The sequence below is a fragment of the Mycobacterium sp. NPDC050551 genome (assembly GCF_040674075.1).
In the GTDB taxonomy this organism is placed as follows: Bacteria; Actinomycetota; Actinomycetes; order Mycobacteriales; family Mycobacteriaceae; genus Mycobacterium.
On sequence record NZ_JBFARC010000001.1, the window covers coordinates 831,692 to 848,530 of the forward strand.

The following is a 16,839-nucleotide window of genomic DNA, read 5'->3' on the forward strand; positions in this document are numbered from 1 at the left end:
CCGGCTGGTCGCAGCGGTCGTCGTCGGTACCGCACCGTTGATCGCGACTCCGGTGGCGGCGGCGGTGACCCCGCCCGCGGTCGACGAGACGCTGCTGCCCGCACCCCGCCCGCCGGCGCCTCCGGACCTGACCGAACCGCAGGGCAGCTGTCTGGATGCGGGCGACGCCCCCGTGGCGGCCGGTGCTCCACACCAGCTCGACATGCTCGCGCTCAACGAGATCCGGCCACTGACCCGCGGCGCCGGCCAGACAGTCGCGGTCATCGACACCGGCGTGACCCGGCATCGGCTGCTGCCGCACCTGGCGCCCGGCGGAGACTATGTGTCGAGCGGCGACGGCACCGAGGACTGCGACGGCCACGGCACCATCGTCGCCGGGATCGTCGGCGCCGCGGCGTCACCCGAGCAGGCGGGCGGTGTCGCACCCGACGCCTCGATACTGACCATCCGGCAGTCCAGCAACCGGTTCCGGGCCGTCGACGATCCAGGCGGCTCGGGTTACGGCGACGTCGAGACGCTGGCGATGGCGGTGCGCAGCGCCGCCGACCTGGGCGCGACGGTGATCAACGTGTCCTCGGTGGCGTGCCTTTCCGCGGCGGAGGCTCCCGACGACCGCCCGCTCGGTGCGGCTCTCGCCTATGCCGTCGACGTCAAGAACGTGGTAGTCGTGGCGGCCGCGGGCAATGTCAGCGGTGCGGGCCAGTGCGCGGAGCAGAATCCCGTCACCGATCCGGGTCGCCCGGCCGTGCCCGACTGGGAGTCGGTCCGCACCGTGGTGAGTCCGGCCTGGTACGACGATCTGGTACTGACGGTCGGTTCGGTCGACGCGTCGGGTGCGCCGTCGGGTTTCAGCCTGGCGGGGCCCTGGGTCGATGTCGCGGCGCCCGGAGAGTCGGTCGTCGCCCTCGATCCCGACGGCGAAGGACTGATCACGACCTTGCCCGCACGGTCGGGCGATGAGCCGATCTCGGGCACCAGCTATGCGGCGCCCGTGGTGAGTGGCGTTGCGGCACTGGTGCGATCGCGGTGGCCGCAGTTGACCGCCCGGCAGGTGATGGCACGTATCGAGGACACCGCCCGGCGCCCGTCGGCGGGCTGGGATCCGGTCGTGGGCCACGGCGTCGTCGATGCGGCCGCCGCCGTCACCGGCACGGCGCCGCCGGTGGACGCGCGCCGCGCCCAACCGGTGCGGGTGGATCCGCCTCCAACCGCCGCCGACCCGGATCCCCGCCCCCGCCGTGTCGCGGCGTACGGCGCCGCGGTGTGCGTCCTAATGGCGGCGGCCATCGCGCTCAGCGCATCAGCCGGGCCCCGGTCCGGCCACCGAGTCGTGCAGGACTGACGCGCGCTCCCTGCTCAGTTCCGGGCCGCGCGGCAACCTCGCCAGAACCGGCCAGGGCGCAGGTGTCGCGGCGGCCGACAGGCCCAGGTGCTGCGCGGTCTGTGCGTCACGCACCCCGAACACGACGCCGACATCGGTCACGAGGTAGAGCGGCCCCGATCCGCCGCCCGAACCGTTGACACCGACGGCACACACGAACAGACTGCGCCCCGCGGGCACCTCCACCGCATCGACCGCGGGACCCTTGCCGTCGGCCTGCGCCAGTGCGACGAGCCCCGGTCCGGACGGAACGGCGTCGGCACGCCACAGGGTGGTGCGCGCCTGCCGAGGACCGTCACCGGCCTGCCATCGCGCGCAGAGCACCGGAGGGTCCGCGATGGTCACTCGCGCGGGAAACGTTCCGACGGGCAGTGTTTCGACCGCCGGGGCCGATGCCAGGGCGGTGGCGGCGATCGTCGGGATGTCCTCGCGCGGCTGGTTGACCGTGAGCCTGATCAGGTCCGCGGTGACCTCGCCGATACGTTGCACACCGTCGGTCAGCACGACGTAGTGCTCGGCGGTCTCGGCGCGCGCCAGCCTCACCACGGTGCCGACCGGATACCCGCCGAGCGCCGCGGGACCCGTCGATCCGGCTCCCGGGATCCTCGGCGCGACGATGGGTGGGTCCTCGGGGATGGCGTCGATCAGGCTGCGTGGCACCTGCCGGGGCGTCCTGCCCTCCAGCCGCAACGCCCGGGTGACGGCACGGTCGCGCAGATCGACCGCGGCACGCCGGCCGGCATGCAACAGATATGTGGTTGCTGCGCTCTCAGACGCCGGTGCGACAAGGACCGCGTCCGTGTCGTCGAAGGGCGCCGCGTCCTGCGGTGAGCCCACCCGCACAATGGTCCGGTCCCCGGAGTCGCAGACGTTCCACAGCGATTCAGCCGCAGGCAGGGTCGTGCCGATCGACGCGGGCGCCCCGGCGATCCCCACTGCCGGACCACGGCGGGCCGACGCGACAGCCTGCTCGCTGACGACCATCGGGAGGTCGGCAGCACCGGCGATGAGGCGCGCGGACGCCAGGTTCAGCACGGGGTGCACGGTGTCGTCGATCCGGACGTACAGCGCTCCGGACTCTCGTACCGCCAAGATGGTCGCGCCGTCGATCGGGCCCTGCGGTCGCAGGAACGCCAGAACGGCGCACCCGCCGATCGCGATGACCGCCAGCACGGCGCCGGCGGTCAACGAAAGCGACTGTGTCCGCATCGGATCGTCGAGCATCCGGACGTCTCCGCGCACCAGCGCGTGCTGCATCCGGCGTGTCAGGAAGCGGTGTGCGCTGACCTGCAGCCGAGTGGTCGTTCGGTCCCGTGAACTCGCCATGACATCCCCCGAGTGGAGCCTAACGGCCTGCGGGACAAGGCGATGTCATCAATTCACAGCGCAGCGGTCAGCGCCACCGCGCCCACACGTAGGGCACCAGCGCCCGTAGGAAGTCCAGGTCGGGGCCCGGCTCGGCCTGCGCGAAGGCCTGCTCGAAGTACTCCTCGGCGACCAGCAGGATTCCTTCGGCGTACTCCCGGGTGAAGGTGATGCTGCCGTAGTCGTCCATCAGCCGTCGTACCGCACCGACCTGCTCGGCCGTGCGCTCGGCACGCGTGCGCCGAAGGTAGTCGCGCACCAGCGGCTTGTCCGCGCCGGTCGCCGACGACATCAGATGCACGAGCGGCAGCGTGCGCTTGCCCTCGTAGAGATCCCCGAGGATCTCCTTGCCGTAGGTCGCCTCGTCACCGACCAGGTTGAGCAGGTCGTCGCGGATCTGGAAGGCCGCGCCGAAGTGAAAGCCGAAGCGCACCAGGGGCCGCAGGTCCGCCGTCCCGCGCGACCCCACCAGTGCGCCGACCCGAAGCGGGTGAATCGTGGTGTACCAGCACGTCTTGTGCATGATGAGGTCGAGGTAGTCGTCCGGCCCGAGATCCTCGACGTCGTCCAGCAGCCAGCCGACCTCGGTGGCCTGCCCTTCCAGGGTGCGCAGCGCCATCGTGTCGAACTCGTCCCACACCTGGTCGGCCAGGTCGCGATCGAGGCGGCCGGTGGCCCGCCGCAGCACCTGCCCGGCGACCACGGCCAGTCCGTCACCGGCGTTGATGGCCGCGGCCATCCCGTGCATCGCCGACAGCGTCGGCCTGCCGCGGCGCATCTCGCTGCCGTCGGCGATGTCGTCGTGGACGAGAAAAGCGTTGTGCAGCAACTCGATCGCGACGGCGATGCCGAGCAGGTCGTCGACCGACGCGCCGAACACCCGCCCGGCAGACAGACACAGCGCCGGCCGCAGGCCCTTGCCGGGCCGCGACGGATAGTCACGCATAGGTGCGTACAGCCACTGGACGGGTTCTCCGTCGGGCATCGCGTCGAGCATCGCGCGGCGAATCTCCTTGGCCACCTCGCGGAGCCGGGTCTCGACGCCGGCCACCAAGCCGGCGCGGTCGGCGATGCTCGTCACGGCGCAGCGACGCGGACGGTGAGCACCACGGGCAGCCACAGGTCGGCGTGCCCCTCGGTCAGCAGCGTGCCGCGGTACACGCCGGCGGCGGTGCCGGGGGCCAGCGTGACGCTCAGCTCGACACCGCGCTTGGACAGCGCGGGCATCGCGGCCTCCGGCGCCGAGAACGACACCGCTTCGGCACCCACCACGGCGCCGTCGGCGGCCAGCAGGTCGCTGCAGCGCAGTCGCACCGGGGCGAGGTCGGTCTCACCGCTGTTGTGCAGCCACACCATCGCCTTTGCTGGGCCCGGCGGCGCCGCCTCGAGGGTGATCTGGCCCGTCATGTCGGCGTCGGCGAAGTCCACGGCCGGGGCGTCCGGACGTGCGGGCGAGTCGCCGGTATCGGACTGCGGAGCGGCTCCGAGCAGTAGCTGACCGGCCATCGCCCACCACGACCTGATCAGCGGCTCCAGATCGGTGGCGCCGAACATGTCGGCGCGCTGCTGATTGGACAGCGGCGCCGCCGTGGTCGGTCGCGTGCCGCTGAGCCCGGCCGTTGCAGCTCGGATGAAGCGGTCGACGAGGGTGCTGGCGGCCTTGAAGCCCTCGGCCTGGATGGCGCTCAGCGCGCGGGCGTTGGCGGAGGCGTCGAAAACCGACGCCCACGGCAGTTCGCTGCCCGATCCGTTGCCTGGTTCAGCACCGTTTTCCCCGGTCACGCGATTCCCCCACCCGTCGATTAGACCCGCCACACTGCTGGCATCACGGTATGCTAGCTGCGCAAACGGGGGCAGGAGGGACCATGGCGGAGCTGCGTGATCTTCTCGAGGTGTACGGGGCACTCGACGAGGCGGCGGCCTCGGATCCGGCGGCCGCAGCGACGTTGAACAGCTTCCTGCCGGGCGCAGGCACCAACACGGGCTGGTACCGGGAGATCGAGCAGTACTTCTTCCCGGATGACGTGCGGTCGCCGAACTTCGCCAGAGCGTGCCAGGCCATCGCCACGGATGCGGCGACGAACGCGTGGAGCGCTCCGCAGAAGTCCCGTCTGCACTACGGACTATGTGTGGCGGCGCGGGTGAAGGACGCGGCGCCGGCGTCCACGCTGTCCGCCTTCTCCGATGCCGAGTTCGATCAGGCGTTGACCAACGGCCTCACGGCGGTCGCGCCTGCCGCGACAGCCGAAACAATCGGACAGTCAGAAGATGTCGGTCCGAATTTCCGCACATGGGTGGGACAGATCCTCACCGGCCGCGACCAGTACTACGCGCTGCGAATCAGTCAGGCGCAGTCGAACATCGTCGATCCGGCGGTTCTCGACATCCCGCTCTGCCGGGCCGCCGTCCGGGTCGTCGACGGGGTCCGCTCGGTCGTCGTGGACACTGCGACGAGCTCGGCGCTCGTCAGCCTGACCAACCTGAAGAAGGTCGTGAACCCGTTCAACTGGGCGGACAACTACGAGGACTTCTTCGTCAGTATGGACACTTTCGCCGAACCGCCTTTCCGCCAGGACCTATGGAAACGCGTGCGCGAAACCGTGGGATTTCGGAACATCCCGGCGACCCAGATCGTCACGGGGCTGAAGTACCACGCGACCGAGGAACTCGACAAGAACGTGGCACGGATCGACTACGACCTCGACGACCCCGCACCCGCCAGGGGCTGCGACGGCAAAGTCCGCGTCGACAAGGGGTACATCAACATGTGGGGCCGGACCGGGGATCCGGACGACCTGGGCGTGAAGGTGCGGACCCGCAAGATCGTCAACATCGCGAACCTCTCGCCGATCGCGCAGAAGCGGCTGGTCTGCCTCACCGGCTACGGCACGGCCTCGAACGAGTTCCTGTTCAACCCCGCCATGAACCCCCGACCGGAAGCCCGTCCGTTCCTGCACTACACCCAGGGCGATCCGTCGCCGAGCGAACAGGCGCAGGCGGCGTCGGCGACGCCTCAAGAGCCTGACACCCATGTCGTTGCAACGGCCGTCGGCATGTGGGCGGACGCTTTGCAGGGATTCACCAACGACTATTTCGACCTCTCCGAGAAGTGGTTGGGCGGCCGACTCACGTTGAGCGACATCACTGATTACACCCAGCAGACAACGGGCCGCCTGGTCAGCGGACCACTGCAATTCCTCGAGAAGATCAGCCAACCCCGGTATCCAGGCGGCACCGGGAGCGGCGGGCAGGGTGGTGCGTCATGAGCACTCCGTTCACCGGCATGCACCTGATTGCGCAGTTCGCCCGTGAAGCCTCCAACAACGTGAGCACGGCGGCCAGCGGCGTGAGCGCGGCCGCCGCCACTGCATCGGCGACCGATAAGGCGGGCAAGTGGGGTATCGACGGCTGGATTCGCGTCTTCCACGATCTGATCGACCTTCAGATCCGGGTCTTCGCCAATGTGCTGCAGACCGGCATCTCGGGTCCGTGGTGGCTGTCGACGACCGATGAGTTGGCCGCGCCGGAGCCGGTCGAGGTGCCGAATCCACAGCCATACCCACGCGCAGTCACACTCTCGGAATTCACCCGGCTCGGGTACCCGAACGTGAAGATCCAGCCCGCTGGCCTCAGCGTCGAACCCCTGCTTCCCGCGAACGCCAAGCAATTGGTGATCACCCTGCGCGACGAACGCTTCATCGGTTCGAACTACAAGGGCATGATCACCCTCACCAACCCCGCCACCGGTGCCGCCGAGGTCCCATTCGAGGTCACCGTAGGACTGTGAGCGAAGTTCCGGAAAAGCCGTCGATCGACGAACTCCTCGACCGGGCAGTGCAGGCCGTCAACCGCGGTGACCGCGCGACGGCCGACGCGCTCGCCGGTCAGGTGCTCGCCGTCGACCATGACAACGCCGACGCCGAGGAGCTGCTCGCCGCCCCCGTCGACAGTGGTGACCTGCGCCGGCTCACCATGATGTTCGCCGATCTGGTGGACTCCACGGCGTTGTCGACGCGGGTGGAACCCGAGATCTATCGCACGGTCGTGGGACGGTACCGCGACGAGGTGATCAAGATCGTCAACCGCTACGAGGGCCACATCGGCTCCACCAAGGGCGACGGGCTGTTCGCCGTGTTCGGACATCCCCGGGCGCACGAGAACGACGCCCATCGCGCCGTGCAGGCCGGCCTGGACATCACCCGCGAGATCGCCTCGCTCAGTGCGCGAGTGCGCCGCCGGTTCGGCTTCGACATCGACGTCCGGGTCGGCATCCACCGCGGCCTGGTGTACCTCGATGTCGCGCAGGACGACGTGTACGGCCTGGGTGCCAATCTCGCCGCGCGGCTCTGCAGTCTGGCCGAACCGGGCACCACGGCGGTGTCTGCGGCGATCGAGCGGGTGGTTCGCGACTCCTTCGAATTGGAGGAACGTCCGCCCCGTGCGGTCAAGGGCGTCGACGAGTTGATCGTGCACCACCGCGTCGTCGCCGAACGCGACGTCGCCCGTGTGCCCCGCGGGCCGCTTATCGGACGCGAGCGTGAACTGGCGTTCCTGCAGGAGAACTGGCGCAAGGCGGTGGAGGGCACGCTCGACACCGCGGGCGTGGTGTTCTGGGGTGAGGGTGGCATCGGCAAGAGCCGGTTGGCGCGCGCGGCCGTGGACCTCGCCGAAGAATCCGACGCCGTGGTCCTCAGCCTCTACGGTTCGCCGTTCCACACCGACGTCGGCCTTCGGCCGGTGCGCAGGCTCCTGGAGCGCCGGTGCGGCATCCGGCGTGGCTCCGATCCGGCGGACAGCCTGCGCAAGCTCCGCGCCGAGATCGAGCTGCAGGGACTGGATGTGGATGTCGCCATGCCGCTGCTGGCGCCCGTGCTCGGCATCAGGCCCGACGCCGGGTATCAGCCGGCCGTTGCCAACGCCGGCCGGCTCTACGATCAGATCGCCACTGCCGTCAAGGATTACCTGCTGGCCAGCGTCGGAAGCGGACCCGGCCTGATCGTCGCCGAGGACATCCACTGGTTCGACGAGGACACCGTCGAAATCGTGCAGTCACTACTGCGCGAGCGGCCCGGCCGGCTGTTCGTGGTCGTCACCGGGCGCAAGGTGCCGCCGCTGGGGAACGAGACTCAGTTCGAACTGAAACCACTGAGCGGCAACGATTCCGACTCCCTGATCCGCACCCTGCATCCGGAGATGACCGACGATGCCAGGCGTGCGGTGCAGGATCGTTGCGACGGCATCCCGCTCTACATCGAGGAGGTGGTGACCAAGGTCCTCGAGCGACAGGCTGATCGCGGCGGCCCCGCCGAGGTGCCCGACACCCTCTACGAGACCCTGATCGCCCGGCTCGGGTCCGGCAGGACGTCGCTGCTGGTCGTCGAGACCGCCGCGCTGATCGGCAGCGTCATCGACAAACGGCTCCTGCGCTCGGTGGTCGACCTGGCCGCCGACGAGGTGGACGCCGTGCTCGACGAACTGACCCGGTCCCGGGTGCTGCGGCAGGACGGCGAGGACAGCTGGCGCTTTCACCACGAACTGCTTCGCGAAGTGGCCGCCGAACTCTCACCGCCGACCCAGCGGCGCCGGCTGCACAGCCGCATCGCCGATGCGCTGTGGGCCTCCGCCGACGGCAATCCCGAGTGGAAACTCGTGGCGTTGCACTATCAGAACGCCGAACGCTTCGACGAGGCCGCCACGGCGTTCCAGGAGGCCGCAACCAACGCCCGCCGGCGCGGTGCGCTCACCGAGGCGCGCGCACACCTGGCCCGCGCGCTGGAGAACGTCGAACGGATCGCGCCGGGGCGGGCCCGCGACCGCCACGAGGTCGCCATCCGGCTCGAGCGTGGCTGGCTCACCTCGACGGCCGAGGGGCACTCCAGTCCCGAGGCGCTCGCCGAGTTCGAGCGCTGCCTCGAGCTGATCGGGGGCGTGGCGGGCAACGAGCTCTACGCCACCCTGAGCGGTATCTGGACCAACTACGCCACCCGCGGCGATCTGCGCCGAGCCACCCAACTGGTCGAGGCGCTGCGCGGCCTCGACGACATGCCCGAGTGGTACCGGGTGGCGACCGACGTGGTGCTGGGCGTGCTGACGGTGTTCCGCGGCGAGTTGCAGACCGCCCGGCCGATACTCGAGGGCGCCGCCGCCGTGGTCGACCGCATCGGCTCGCCGCAGATCGAAGGCGCCTGGTACAGCCCGAACGATCCACTGTCCGGCGCGCACACCTTCACCGGGTTCATCCGCATCCTCCAGGGCGATCTGCGCGGTGCCGAATCGGCATTCGTTCAGGTCGAGAGCCGTTGCGCGCAGCTGCGTTTCCCACACGGTCCCTACACCCTGTGCTACGCCAGGTCGGTGGAACTGTTCGCACATTTCCAGTCCGGCCGGCTCGACCGGGCCGCGGCGCTCATCGAGGTGGTGGCCGAGAGCGCCGCCCGCAATGGGTTCGACGAGTGGTCGATGATCGCCGAGTGCAACCGCAGCACGCTGAGCGCCACGATCGCGTTGATCCGCGGCGAGCGGGACCCGGAGGTGATGAACGGCCACATCGCGGCCCTCACCGGCATCGTCGACCTGTGGCGTGCCCTCGACAACAAGACCTTTCTGGCCTGCTACGACGGCACGCTGGCGCAACTGCTGATGGCGACGGGGAGACTCGACGAGGGCAGGCAGCGCGTCGATCTCGCACTGCAGATGTCCGAGGACACCGGCATGCACTTCTACGACGCCGAGCTGCTGCGCATCCGCGCACACACGCACACCGACATCGATGCCCGCCACACCGGACTGCGCGCCGCCATCGACCTGGCCCGCACCCAGGGCACCACGAACTTCGAGATACGCGCTGCCGCAGATGACTTCGAACTGATGGGTGAGCAGTTCCGGCCCGCGCTGGTCGAGGCGCTGGGCCGGCTGCCTGCAGACGAGAAGTGGCCGTACCTGGCTCGTGCCCGAGCACTGCTGGGGTGAGGCGCTCTCTGGGACGCGTCGCCATCCTCGGCGGCGGCGTGGCGGGCCTGAGTGCGGCTTGGCGGTTGAGCGAGCCCGGTTGGCGGGACCGGTTCGAATCCATCACCGTCTACCAGCGCGGCTGGCGGCTGGGCGGCAAGGCCGCATCCAGCCGCGGGCCGCACGGCCGCATCGAGGAGCACGGCCTGCACGTGTGGCTGGGTTCCTACGAGAACGCGTTCGCGCTGCTGCGCGAGTGCTACACCGAACTCGACAGGGCGGCCACCGATCCCGCTGCGCCCATTCATGATTGGGATCAGGCGCTGATACCGGCTGACAACCTCGCCATGGCCGACCGGTGGGGCGACGGCTGGCTGGTGTGGCCGGGACGGTTCAGCAACAACGATGAGCTGCCGGGAGATCCCGACGCCGACGGCCGCGAACTCACGGTGGTGTCGTTCGTGCAGCGCGCCTCGGAACTGCTGCTCGACTTCACCGACTCGCTCGGGGCGTCCACCGGCCTGACGTTGTCCCCCACGGCCGATCCCGCCGCCGACCGCTCCCTGGAGCTGGTGCAACGGGCGGTGCGCACCACGCTGGGCACACTGTCGGAAACCGGTGCGGCGCACCTCGTCCGCGACGGCGTGCTGCTACGTGCGGTGAACGCGGCCCGTCGGGTGCTGGACTGCGAGAACCGGCCCGACCACAAGCGTTTCTGGCTGCTGCTGTCGCTGCTGATCGCGACCATCCGCGGGATCACCGTCGACAACCTGATCACCGACCCCAGGGGTTTCCGCGCCATCAACGACGAGGAGTACGGGGCGTGGCTGGTGCGCCACGGCGCGCATCCCGACGTGCTCGAGTTCTCCCTCGTGCGGGGGATGTACGACATGGTGTTCGGTTACGAGGACGGCGACTACGAACGACCGAGCTTCGCCGCCGGCCTTGCGGTGATGCTGACCGGGATCGCACTCTTCCAGTACAAGGGGGCCTTCTTCTGGAAGATGACCGCAGGGATGGGCGACGTGGTGATCGCCCCGCTGTATCAGGCACTGCGCCGTCGGGGCGTGCGCTTCGAATTCTTCCACCGGCTCGACGCACTGCACCTCGACGCCGGCAGGCACGTCGTCGACGCCGTCACGATGGGCAGGCAGGTCCGCCTCGCCGAGGGGGTCGACGAGTACGAACCACTGATCGACGTGAAAGGCCTGCCGGTGTTCCCGGCCGCGCCGCTGGCCGACCAGATCGACGGCGGCGCGGCCGACGACCTCGAAACCCACTTCGGCGAACGACACGACGTCGAGACCAGAGTGCTGCGCCGCGGTGTGGACTTCGACCACATCGTGCTGGCCACCTCGCTGGGCATGCTCGAGTTCGTCGCAGCCGAGCTCATCGCCGGCCGCCCCGAATGGCACGAGATGACAACCCATCTGCGCACCGTGGCGACTCAGGCGTTCCAGCTCTGGCTGCGGCCCGAGGAGTCGGCGCTGGGTTGGCACCGACCGGGTGTGACCACCAGCGGTTACGTCGCGCCGTTCGACACCTGGGCGTCGATGCCGCAGACACTGTGGGCCGAGGACTGGCCGGGCGGGGACGAGCCCCGCACGGTTGCGTACTTCTGCGGCGCCTTCGACGCCGCGTGGCCGCCCGGGGACGACCATGCTGCGTACGTCGACCGGTGCCGTCAGCGCGTACTGGACTATGCAGCAACATATCTCGATCGCCACGTCGGTCTCTACCTGCCGGGCAGCGTCACCGCCGACGGCTTCGCGTGGCATCTGCTCAGCGGTGCGAACGGCCACCGGGGCGCGGCCGCCCTGGACACCCAGCACGTCAGCGTGAACGTCGACCCGTCCGACCGGTACGTGCAGTCGGTGCCGGGGTCGGACAAGTACCGGCTGCGGCCCGACGAAAGCGGCTACGACAACCTGGTTCTGGCAGGCGACTGGACCGACTGCGGCATCAACGCCGGCTGCATCGAGGCGGCGGTGATGTCGGGCCTGCAGGCGGCCAACGCCTTACAGGGCCGCACACGCAGGCACCGCATCCGCGGGTTCTACCTGCCGTGACGCCGCGGCGCGGAGCTCAATCCAGCGCTGTGGTCTCGAATGTCACGCCGGCGGCGGGCAACCGGTCCAGCAGCACGTCGCCGATGGCGGTGGCCGGCGTCAGCACCCCGTGGCGGTCGGGCAACCGGTCGTGGTCGACGGCGAGTGCGAGTGCGCTCTCGCCGAGCAGCACCGAGGTCGCCGAATAGCCGGGATCGCCCTGCTGGGCCATCGTCGTCACGTACCGCCGTCCGGTGGTCGTGGTGGTGTACGTCTCGACGCGGTAGTACCCGCGCGCACCTTCGTCGTGCCCGGTGCCGGGCGCGGGGAGAAGCCGTTCGACCAGACCGGGTGGCGCCATCCGCAAGAGGTGACCCCCGAAGCGGGAAGCGCCGGTGATGCCCATGTTGAACATGGCCGCGATGAACGGCGAGGCCGGCGAGGAACCCATGGTCAGGGTCTCGCGGTAGCGGAACCCGCGGCCGTAGGGCCAGCCGAGGAGCGCGTTGCTGCGCCGCACGCAGCGGGTGTTGTACAGCGCCATGACATAGCCACCCGCCCACAGCCCGGTGAGTTCGGGCGCCACCTCGGCGCCGGGGCACAGCGGCAGGTCCGGCTGGGCGCCGAGTTCCGGCTCCGCGGGCCGGTCGGGGCTCAGGCTGTAGGGGTCGTCGAGCATCAACCGCACCGCGGGATCGTCGGTGGCGATCCGCATCAGGTCGAGCATCGTGGAGATCGACCCGCTCGCGTAGCCGCCGGAGTACGCGCGCAGCACCAGCGTCGTGTCGCCGAGTTCGCCCATGGCGTCCTCGGTGACGCGGCGATGCAAGCCGTAGACCGTCAGATCCGAAGGGATGGAGTCGAATCCGCACGAGTGCACGATGCGTGCCCCCGTGTCGCGGGCCTGCTGGTGATAGCGGTCGGCGCAGGTCCGCACGAACGGAACCTCGCCGGTCAGGTCGGCGTAGTCGGTGCCGGTGGCCGCGCACGCGGCGACCACCGGCAGTCCGTGCCTGGTGTACGGCCCGATCGTGCTGACGACGACGCGGGTGCGCGCGCACATCTCCTGCAGCGCCACCGGATCCGACAGCTCGGCAACGAGCAGCGGCCAGCGGCCGGCGCGCTCGCCGAGACCGTCCCGTACCGCGCGCAACCGCTCGGGCGACCGGCCCGCCAGGGCGATGCGAATACCCGGCGCGACCCTGGCGAGGTACCGGGCGGTGAGCTTGCCGACGAAACCGGTGGCGCCGTAGAGGACGATGTCGAGGTCGCGCGGCGCAGCGCCCATGACAGGTGACGCTACCGGCGTCACGAGTCCTTGGCGCGCCGTTCGCGATACGCGGCGACGTGCTGACGGTTGCCGCAGTTGCCGGTGTCGCAGAACATCCGGGACCGGTTGCGCGACAGATCCACCAGCACGGCTTGGCAGTCGGGCGCCGCGCACACCTTGAGCCGTCGCAGCTCGCCCCCGCGGATCAGGTCCGCGAGTGCCATCGCCATCTCCGCGCCCATCCGCTGCCACAGCGGGTCGTGCACCGATGCCAGGTGCAGATGCCACTCCGGCATCTCGGGGTGACGGGTGAGCCACGGCGCCGCCCGGGTGTCGCTGAGAAGCGCGTTGACGAGACCGACCGTGCGCTCCTCGTCGTCCGCGGCTCCCCAGACCACACCGAGCCGCTCGCGCAGCCGGTGCACGTCGGCCAGCTCGGCGGCGTCGCGGTCGCGGCGGCCCGTCCAGCCGAAGCCGTCGAGGTACTCGTCGAGCGAAGCCATGTCGGCGAGCTGTTCACCGTCGACGCGGTCGGTGTTGATCAGCACACACGCCGCGCGCAGGGTGAGCTCTGTGTCATGAGTGAAAATCATTTGACTCATGACTCCCTCCACCGTTAACGTCATGACCAAAGCTCATTTTACTCCTTACATGAAGTGGAGGTCGCCCGATGGCGTCCACGATGCACCCGGCACCGGCCGTCAGCGAGTTCCGGCTCGGCCTGATGTTCGCCGTCGGGTCCGCCCTCGCGTTCGGCATGTCGGGCCCCCTCGGCAAGTCACTCATGGTTGCGGGCTGGAGCCCTACCGCCGCGGTCACCGCCAGGCTCGCCGGCGGCGCCCTGCTGATGGCGCTGTTCGCCACCGCCGTGCGACCGGGCTGGTTTCGCGAGGCGCTGACCCATCGCAGCACCGTCATCGCCTACGGTCTGGTGCCGATCGCCGGCGCGCAGCTGTTCTACTACAACGCCGTCGCCCACCTCTCGGTCGGCGTGGCGCTGCTGCTCGAGTACACCGCACCGGTCCTGGTGGTGGCCTGGCTATGGGTCACCACCAAGCGTCGGCCCAGCACGCTCACCCTCGCGGGCGCGGCCACCGCCGTCGGCGGCATCATGCTGGTGCTCGGCGTGGTCGGCGCAGGCGGACTGGCCGCCGCGCACATCAACATCGTCGGCGTCGGCTGGGGTCTGGCCGCGGCGGTCTGCGCGGCCTGCTACTTCCTGATGTCCGACAAGGTCGGCGGGCAACGGGCCGACGGCTCGGCCGGCCTGCATCCGATCACCCTTGCCGCCGGTGGGCTGGCAGTCGGCGCCGCCACCACCGCCCTGCTCGGCGTGACCGGAGTGATGCCGATGACCTTCACCGCACACGACGCCGTCATCGCGGGATGGACCACGTCGTGGGTGGTACCGGTGCTCGCCCTCGGCCTCATCCCCACCGCCGTGGCCTATTCACTGGGCATCGTCGGCATCTCACGCCTGCGCCCGCGGTTCGCTTCTCTGGTCGGCCTGTCCGAGGTGATGTTCGCCGTGCTCGCCGCATGGCTGCTGCTCGGCGAGGCCATCACCGGAGTCCAGGCTCTCGGCGGCGCGGTGGTGCTGGTCGGCCTGGCCGTGGCCCGACTCGGCGACCGGAGCGACACTGCCGCGACGCAATCCGCGGAATGGCCGGATACATTGGGCGAGCTTCCTCACACGCAGTCCGTTGGCCGCGACTGACCGACGTGTGTGAGTATGAGCCGGTGACGTTGCTTAGCTCCGCTTCCCGATTCGCCGCCACCGCGGCGGCCGCACTGTCGGCGGCCGCCCTCACCGTGGCAGGGCCCGCGCCGGTGGCCGCCGCCCAGGGTTGCTCCGATGTCGAGTTGATCTTCGCCCGCGGCACCAGCGAGCCGGGCGGCATCGGCCGGGTCGGCCAGGCACTCGCCGATCAGCTGCGGCCGCTGCTCGGTGGGCGCACGCTGAGCACCTACGGCGTGAACTATCCGGCCACCTACGACTTCCTGACCGCCGCCGAAGGTGCCAACGACGTCACCGCGCGCATCGCATCGGTGTCCGCGCAGTGCCCCTCGACGCGCTTCGTGCTCGGCGGCTACTCGCAGGGCGCCGCGGTGATGGACATGCTGGCCGGCGTGCCGCCGCTGGGCAACAAGGTCGGCGACATCGGCTCCGCGCCGCCGCTGCCGGGCAGCTACAACAACAAGGTCGCCGCGGTCGCGGTGTTCGGCAACCCCTCGACGAAGTTCGGCATCCCGCTCTCGGCGCGAGGCCTGTTCGCCGGCAAGAGCATCGACGCGTGCAGCGACGGAGACCCGATCTGCTCGGACGGCCGCAACCCGTTCGCCCACACCCACTACGAGTCCTCGCCCTTCGTCACCCAGGCCGCCACGTACGCGGCGGGACTGATTTAGCAACGTCGCGCGTTACACTTCGGCGTGAGCTTCGATCTTGTTCGACGCCGGGTCCTGCACCGGGCGATCATCGTCACCGCCGCCGTCCTCTCGGCCATGACCGCCGTCGTGGTGAGCGGACCGGCAATTGCGACGGCGCAGGACTGTCCCGACGTCGAGGTGGTGTTCGCCCGCGGCACCGACGAGGCGGCGGGGCTGGGCCGGATCGGCAACGCGTTCGTCGAGTCCCTGCGCGGCCGGGTCGGCGACCGGTCTGTCGGCGCCTACTCGGTGAACTACCCCGCAAGCTACGACTTCCTGGCTGCGGCCGCAGGCGCCAACGACGCCAGCGGCCACATCCAGTGGATGGTCGCCAACTGCCCGAACACCCGCCTGGTGCTCGGCGGTTACTCCCAGGGCGCCGCCGTCATCGACGTCATCGCCGCAGTTCCGGTGCCAGCCATCGGCTTCAATTCCCCCCTTCCGGCCAACGTGCCGGATCACGTTGCGGCCGTTGCGGTGTTCGGCAATCCGACGGCGAAGCTGGGCCTCCCGCTCACCCGCAGCCCGGTGTACGGCGCCCGGGCGATCGACCTGTGCAACCCCGGCGATCCCATCTGCACCGACGGCGACAGCGTTGCCGCGCACCGCGACTACGCGGGTGCGGCGGCCGATCAGGCGGCGCGCTTTGCCGCCGGACTTCTCTAGCTTCGCCTCGCCGTCAATTTCTTTGGCTACTATCGGCTGGGTGAATGCTGTGAGCACCTTGGCCCGCCGGTCTGGCCTGGCCGCCTCCGCTGTCCTCGTCGCCGCCGGACTGCTGGTCGCGCCTGCCGCCGCCCCCGTCGACGGCGCCGCCCCCACCGCGTCGGCACAGGCCTGTCCGCAGGTCGAGGTGATCTTCGCCCGGGGACGGATCGAGTCGCCTGGAGCGGGGCTCATCGGCAACAACTTCGTCAGCGCCCTGCGCAACAAGTCCGATAGGGACATCGATCTCTACGCGGTGAACTACCCCGCCGACAACGAGATCGACATCGGCGCCAACGACATGAGTTCCCGTATCCAGGACATGGCCGGCCGGTGCCCCGACACCCGGCTGGTGCTCGGCGGTTACTCGTTGGGCGCCGCGGTCACCGACGTGGTGCTGGCCGCACCGATCGCGGCCTTCGGCTTCAAGAAGCCACTGCCCCCGGGTATGGACCAGAAGATCGCGGCCGTGGCGCTGTTCGGCAACGGCAGCGCGTGGGCAGGCCCCATCGGCGCGCTCAGCCCGCTCTACCGCGAGCGCACCATCGAGTTGTGCCACGGCGCCGACCCGATCTGCAACCCGGCCGATCCGAACACCTGGGAGAAGAACTGGGGTGACCACGCGGCCAAGGCCTACATCAGCGCCGGAATGGTCAACCAGGCCGCCGACTTCGTCGCGGGCCGCGTCTGAC

At 69.9% G+C, this 16,839-nt stretch carries 14 protein-coding genes; 9 read left to right on the forward strand and 5 right to left on the reverse strand.

From position 1 onward, the window contains the following. Positions 1 to 4 precede the first annotated feature (4 nt). On the forward strand, positions 5 to 1,342 hold the full coding sequence (gene mycP / locus AB0K11_RS03965; RefSeq protein ID WP_364973709.1) for a type VII secretion-associated serine protease mycosin: 1,338 nt from the start codon (positions 5 to 7) through the stop codon (positions 1,340 to 1,342). On the opposite strand, the gene eccB is transcribed toward mycP, so the two are convergent. The 3 genes from eccB to AB0K11_RS03980 form a co-directional block, all read right to left on the reverse strand. Next, positions 1,301 to 2,707: a type VII secretion protein EccB gene (eccB, locus tag AB0K11_RS03970; RefSeq protein WP_364972426.1), complete on the reverse strand. Its 1,407-nt coding sequence runs from the start codon at positions 2,705 to 2,707 to the stop codon at positions 1,301 to 1,303. The genes mycP and eccB overlap by 42 nt on opposite strands. A gap of 67 nt (positions 2,708 to 2,774) precedes the next feature. Beyond that, entirely contained in the window at positions 2,775 to 3,827 is a 1,053-nt protein-coding gene (locus AB0K11_RS03975; protein WP_364972429.1) for a polyprenyl synthetase family protein, read from the reverse strand. After that, positions 3,824 to 4,528: a hypothetical protein gene (locus tag AB0K11_RS03980; protein ID WP_364972431.1), complete on the reverse strand. Its 705-nt coding sequence runs from the start codon at positions 4,526 to 4,528 to the stop codon at positions 3,824 to 3,826. The genes AB0K11_RS03975 and AB0K11_RS03980 overlap by 4 nt, the downstream gene beginning before the upstream one ends. A gap of 83 nt (positions 4,529 to 4,611) precedes the next feature. On the opposite strand from AB0K11_RS03980, the gene AB0K11_RS03985 reads away from it, so the two are divergent. From AB0K11_RS03985 to AB0K11_RS04000, 4 genes are read left to right on the forward strand one after another with little or no spacing between them, the layout of a single operon-like run. Next, positions 4,612 to 6,012: a hypothetical protein gene (locus tag AB0K11_RS03985; protein WP_364972434.1), complete on the forward strand. Its 1,401-nt coding sequence runs from the start codon at positions 4,612 to 4,614 to the stop codon at positions 6,010 to 6,012. Beyond that, positions 6,009 to 6,533, forward strand: a complete 525-nt coding sequence (locus tag AB0K11_RS03990) for a hypothetical protein (protein ID WP_364972437.1) — start codon at positions 6,009 to 6,011, stop codon at positions 6,531 to 6,533. The genes AB0K11_RS03985 and AB0K11_RS03990 overlap by 4 nt, the downstream gene beginning before the upstream one ends. After that, positions 6,530 to 9,715 carry an adenylate/guanylate cyclase domain-containing protein gene (locus AB0K11_RS03995; protein ID WP_364972440.1) on the forward strand — a complete coding sequence of 1,062 codons (3,186 nt, stop codon included), beginning with the start codon at positions 6,530 to 6,532 and terminating at the stop codon, positions 9,713 to 9,715. The genes AB0K11_RS03990 and AB0K11_RS03995 overlap by 4 nt, the downstream gene beginning before the upstream one ends. Beyond that, positions 9,712 to 11,763 (forward strand): FAD-dependent oxidoreductase, encoded by a 2,052-nt coding sequence (locus AB0K11_RS04000; RefSeq protein ID WP_364972443.1) that lies wholly within the window; start codon positions 9,712 to 9,714, stop codon positions 11,761 to 11,763. The genes AB0K11_RS03995 and AB0K11_RS04000 overlap by 4 nt, the downstream gene beginning before the upstream one ends. 16 nt (positions 11,764 to 11,779) lie before the next feature. On the opposite strand, the gene AB0K11_RS04005 is transcribed toward AB0K11_RS04000, so the two are convergent. Continuing rightward, the gene (locus tag AB0K11_RS04005) at positions 11,780 to 13,030 is read right to left on the reverse strand and encodes a saccharopine dehydrogenase NADP-binding domain-containing protein (protein ID WP_364972446.1); all 1,251 of its coding nucleotides are present in this window, start codon (positions 13,028 to 13,030) and stop codon (positions 11,780 to 11,782) included. Between the two features lie 20 nt (positions 13,031 to 13,050). Beyond that, positions 13,051 to 13,605 carry a CGNR zinc finger domain-containing protein gene (locus AB0K11_RS04010; protein ID WP_364973712.1) on the reverse strand — a complete coding sequence of 185 codons (555 nt, stop codon included), beginning with the start codon at positions 13,603 to 13,605 and terminating at the stop codon, positions 13,051 to 13,053. Positions 13,606 to 13,682: 77 nt separating this feature from the next. Here AB0K11_RS04010 and AB0K11_RS04015 point away from each other — a divergent pair, with 77 nt between their 5' ends. From AB0K11_RS04015 to AB0K11_RS04030, 4 genes are all read left to right on the forward strand, one after another. After that, positions 13,683 to 14,729 (forward strand): EamA family transporter, encoded by a 1,047-nt coding sequence (locus AB0K11_RS04015; RefSeq protein ID WP_364972448.1) that lies wholly within the window; start codon positions 13,683 to 13,685, stop codon positions 14,727 to 14,729. A gap of 23 nt (positions 14,730 to 14,752) precedes the next feature. Next, the gene (locus tag AB0K11_RS04020) at positions 14,753 to 15,421 is read left to right on the forward strand and encodes a cutinase family protein (protein WP_364972451.1); all 669 of its coding nucleotides are present in this window, start codon (positions 14,753 to 14,755) and stop codon (positions 15,419 to 15,421) included. 96 nt (positions 15,422 to 15,517) lie between these two features. Continuing rightward, a complete protein-coding gene (locus AB0K11_RS04025) occupies positions 15,518 to 16,108 on the forward strand; it encodes a cutinase family protein (protein WP_364973714.1) in 591 nt (196 codons plus the stop codon). A 40-nt stretch (positions 16,109 to 16,148) separates the two neighbouring features. Continuing rightward, positions 16,149 to 16,838, forward strand: a complete 690-nt coding sequence (locus AB0K11_RS04030) for a cutinase family protein (RefSeq protein ID WP_364972454.1) — start codon at positions 16,149 to 16,151, stop codon at positions 16,836 to 16,838. Position 16,839 lies beyond the last annotated feature (1 nt).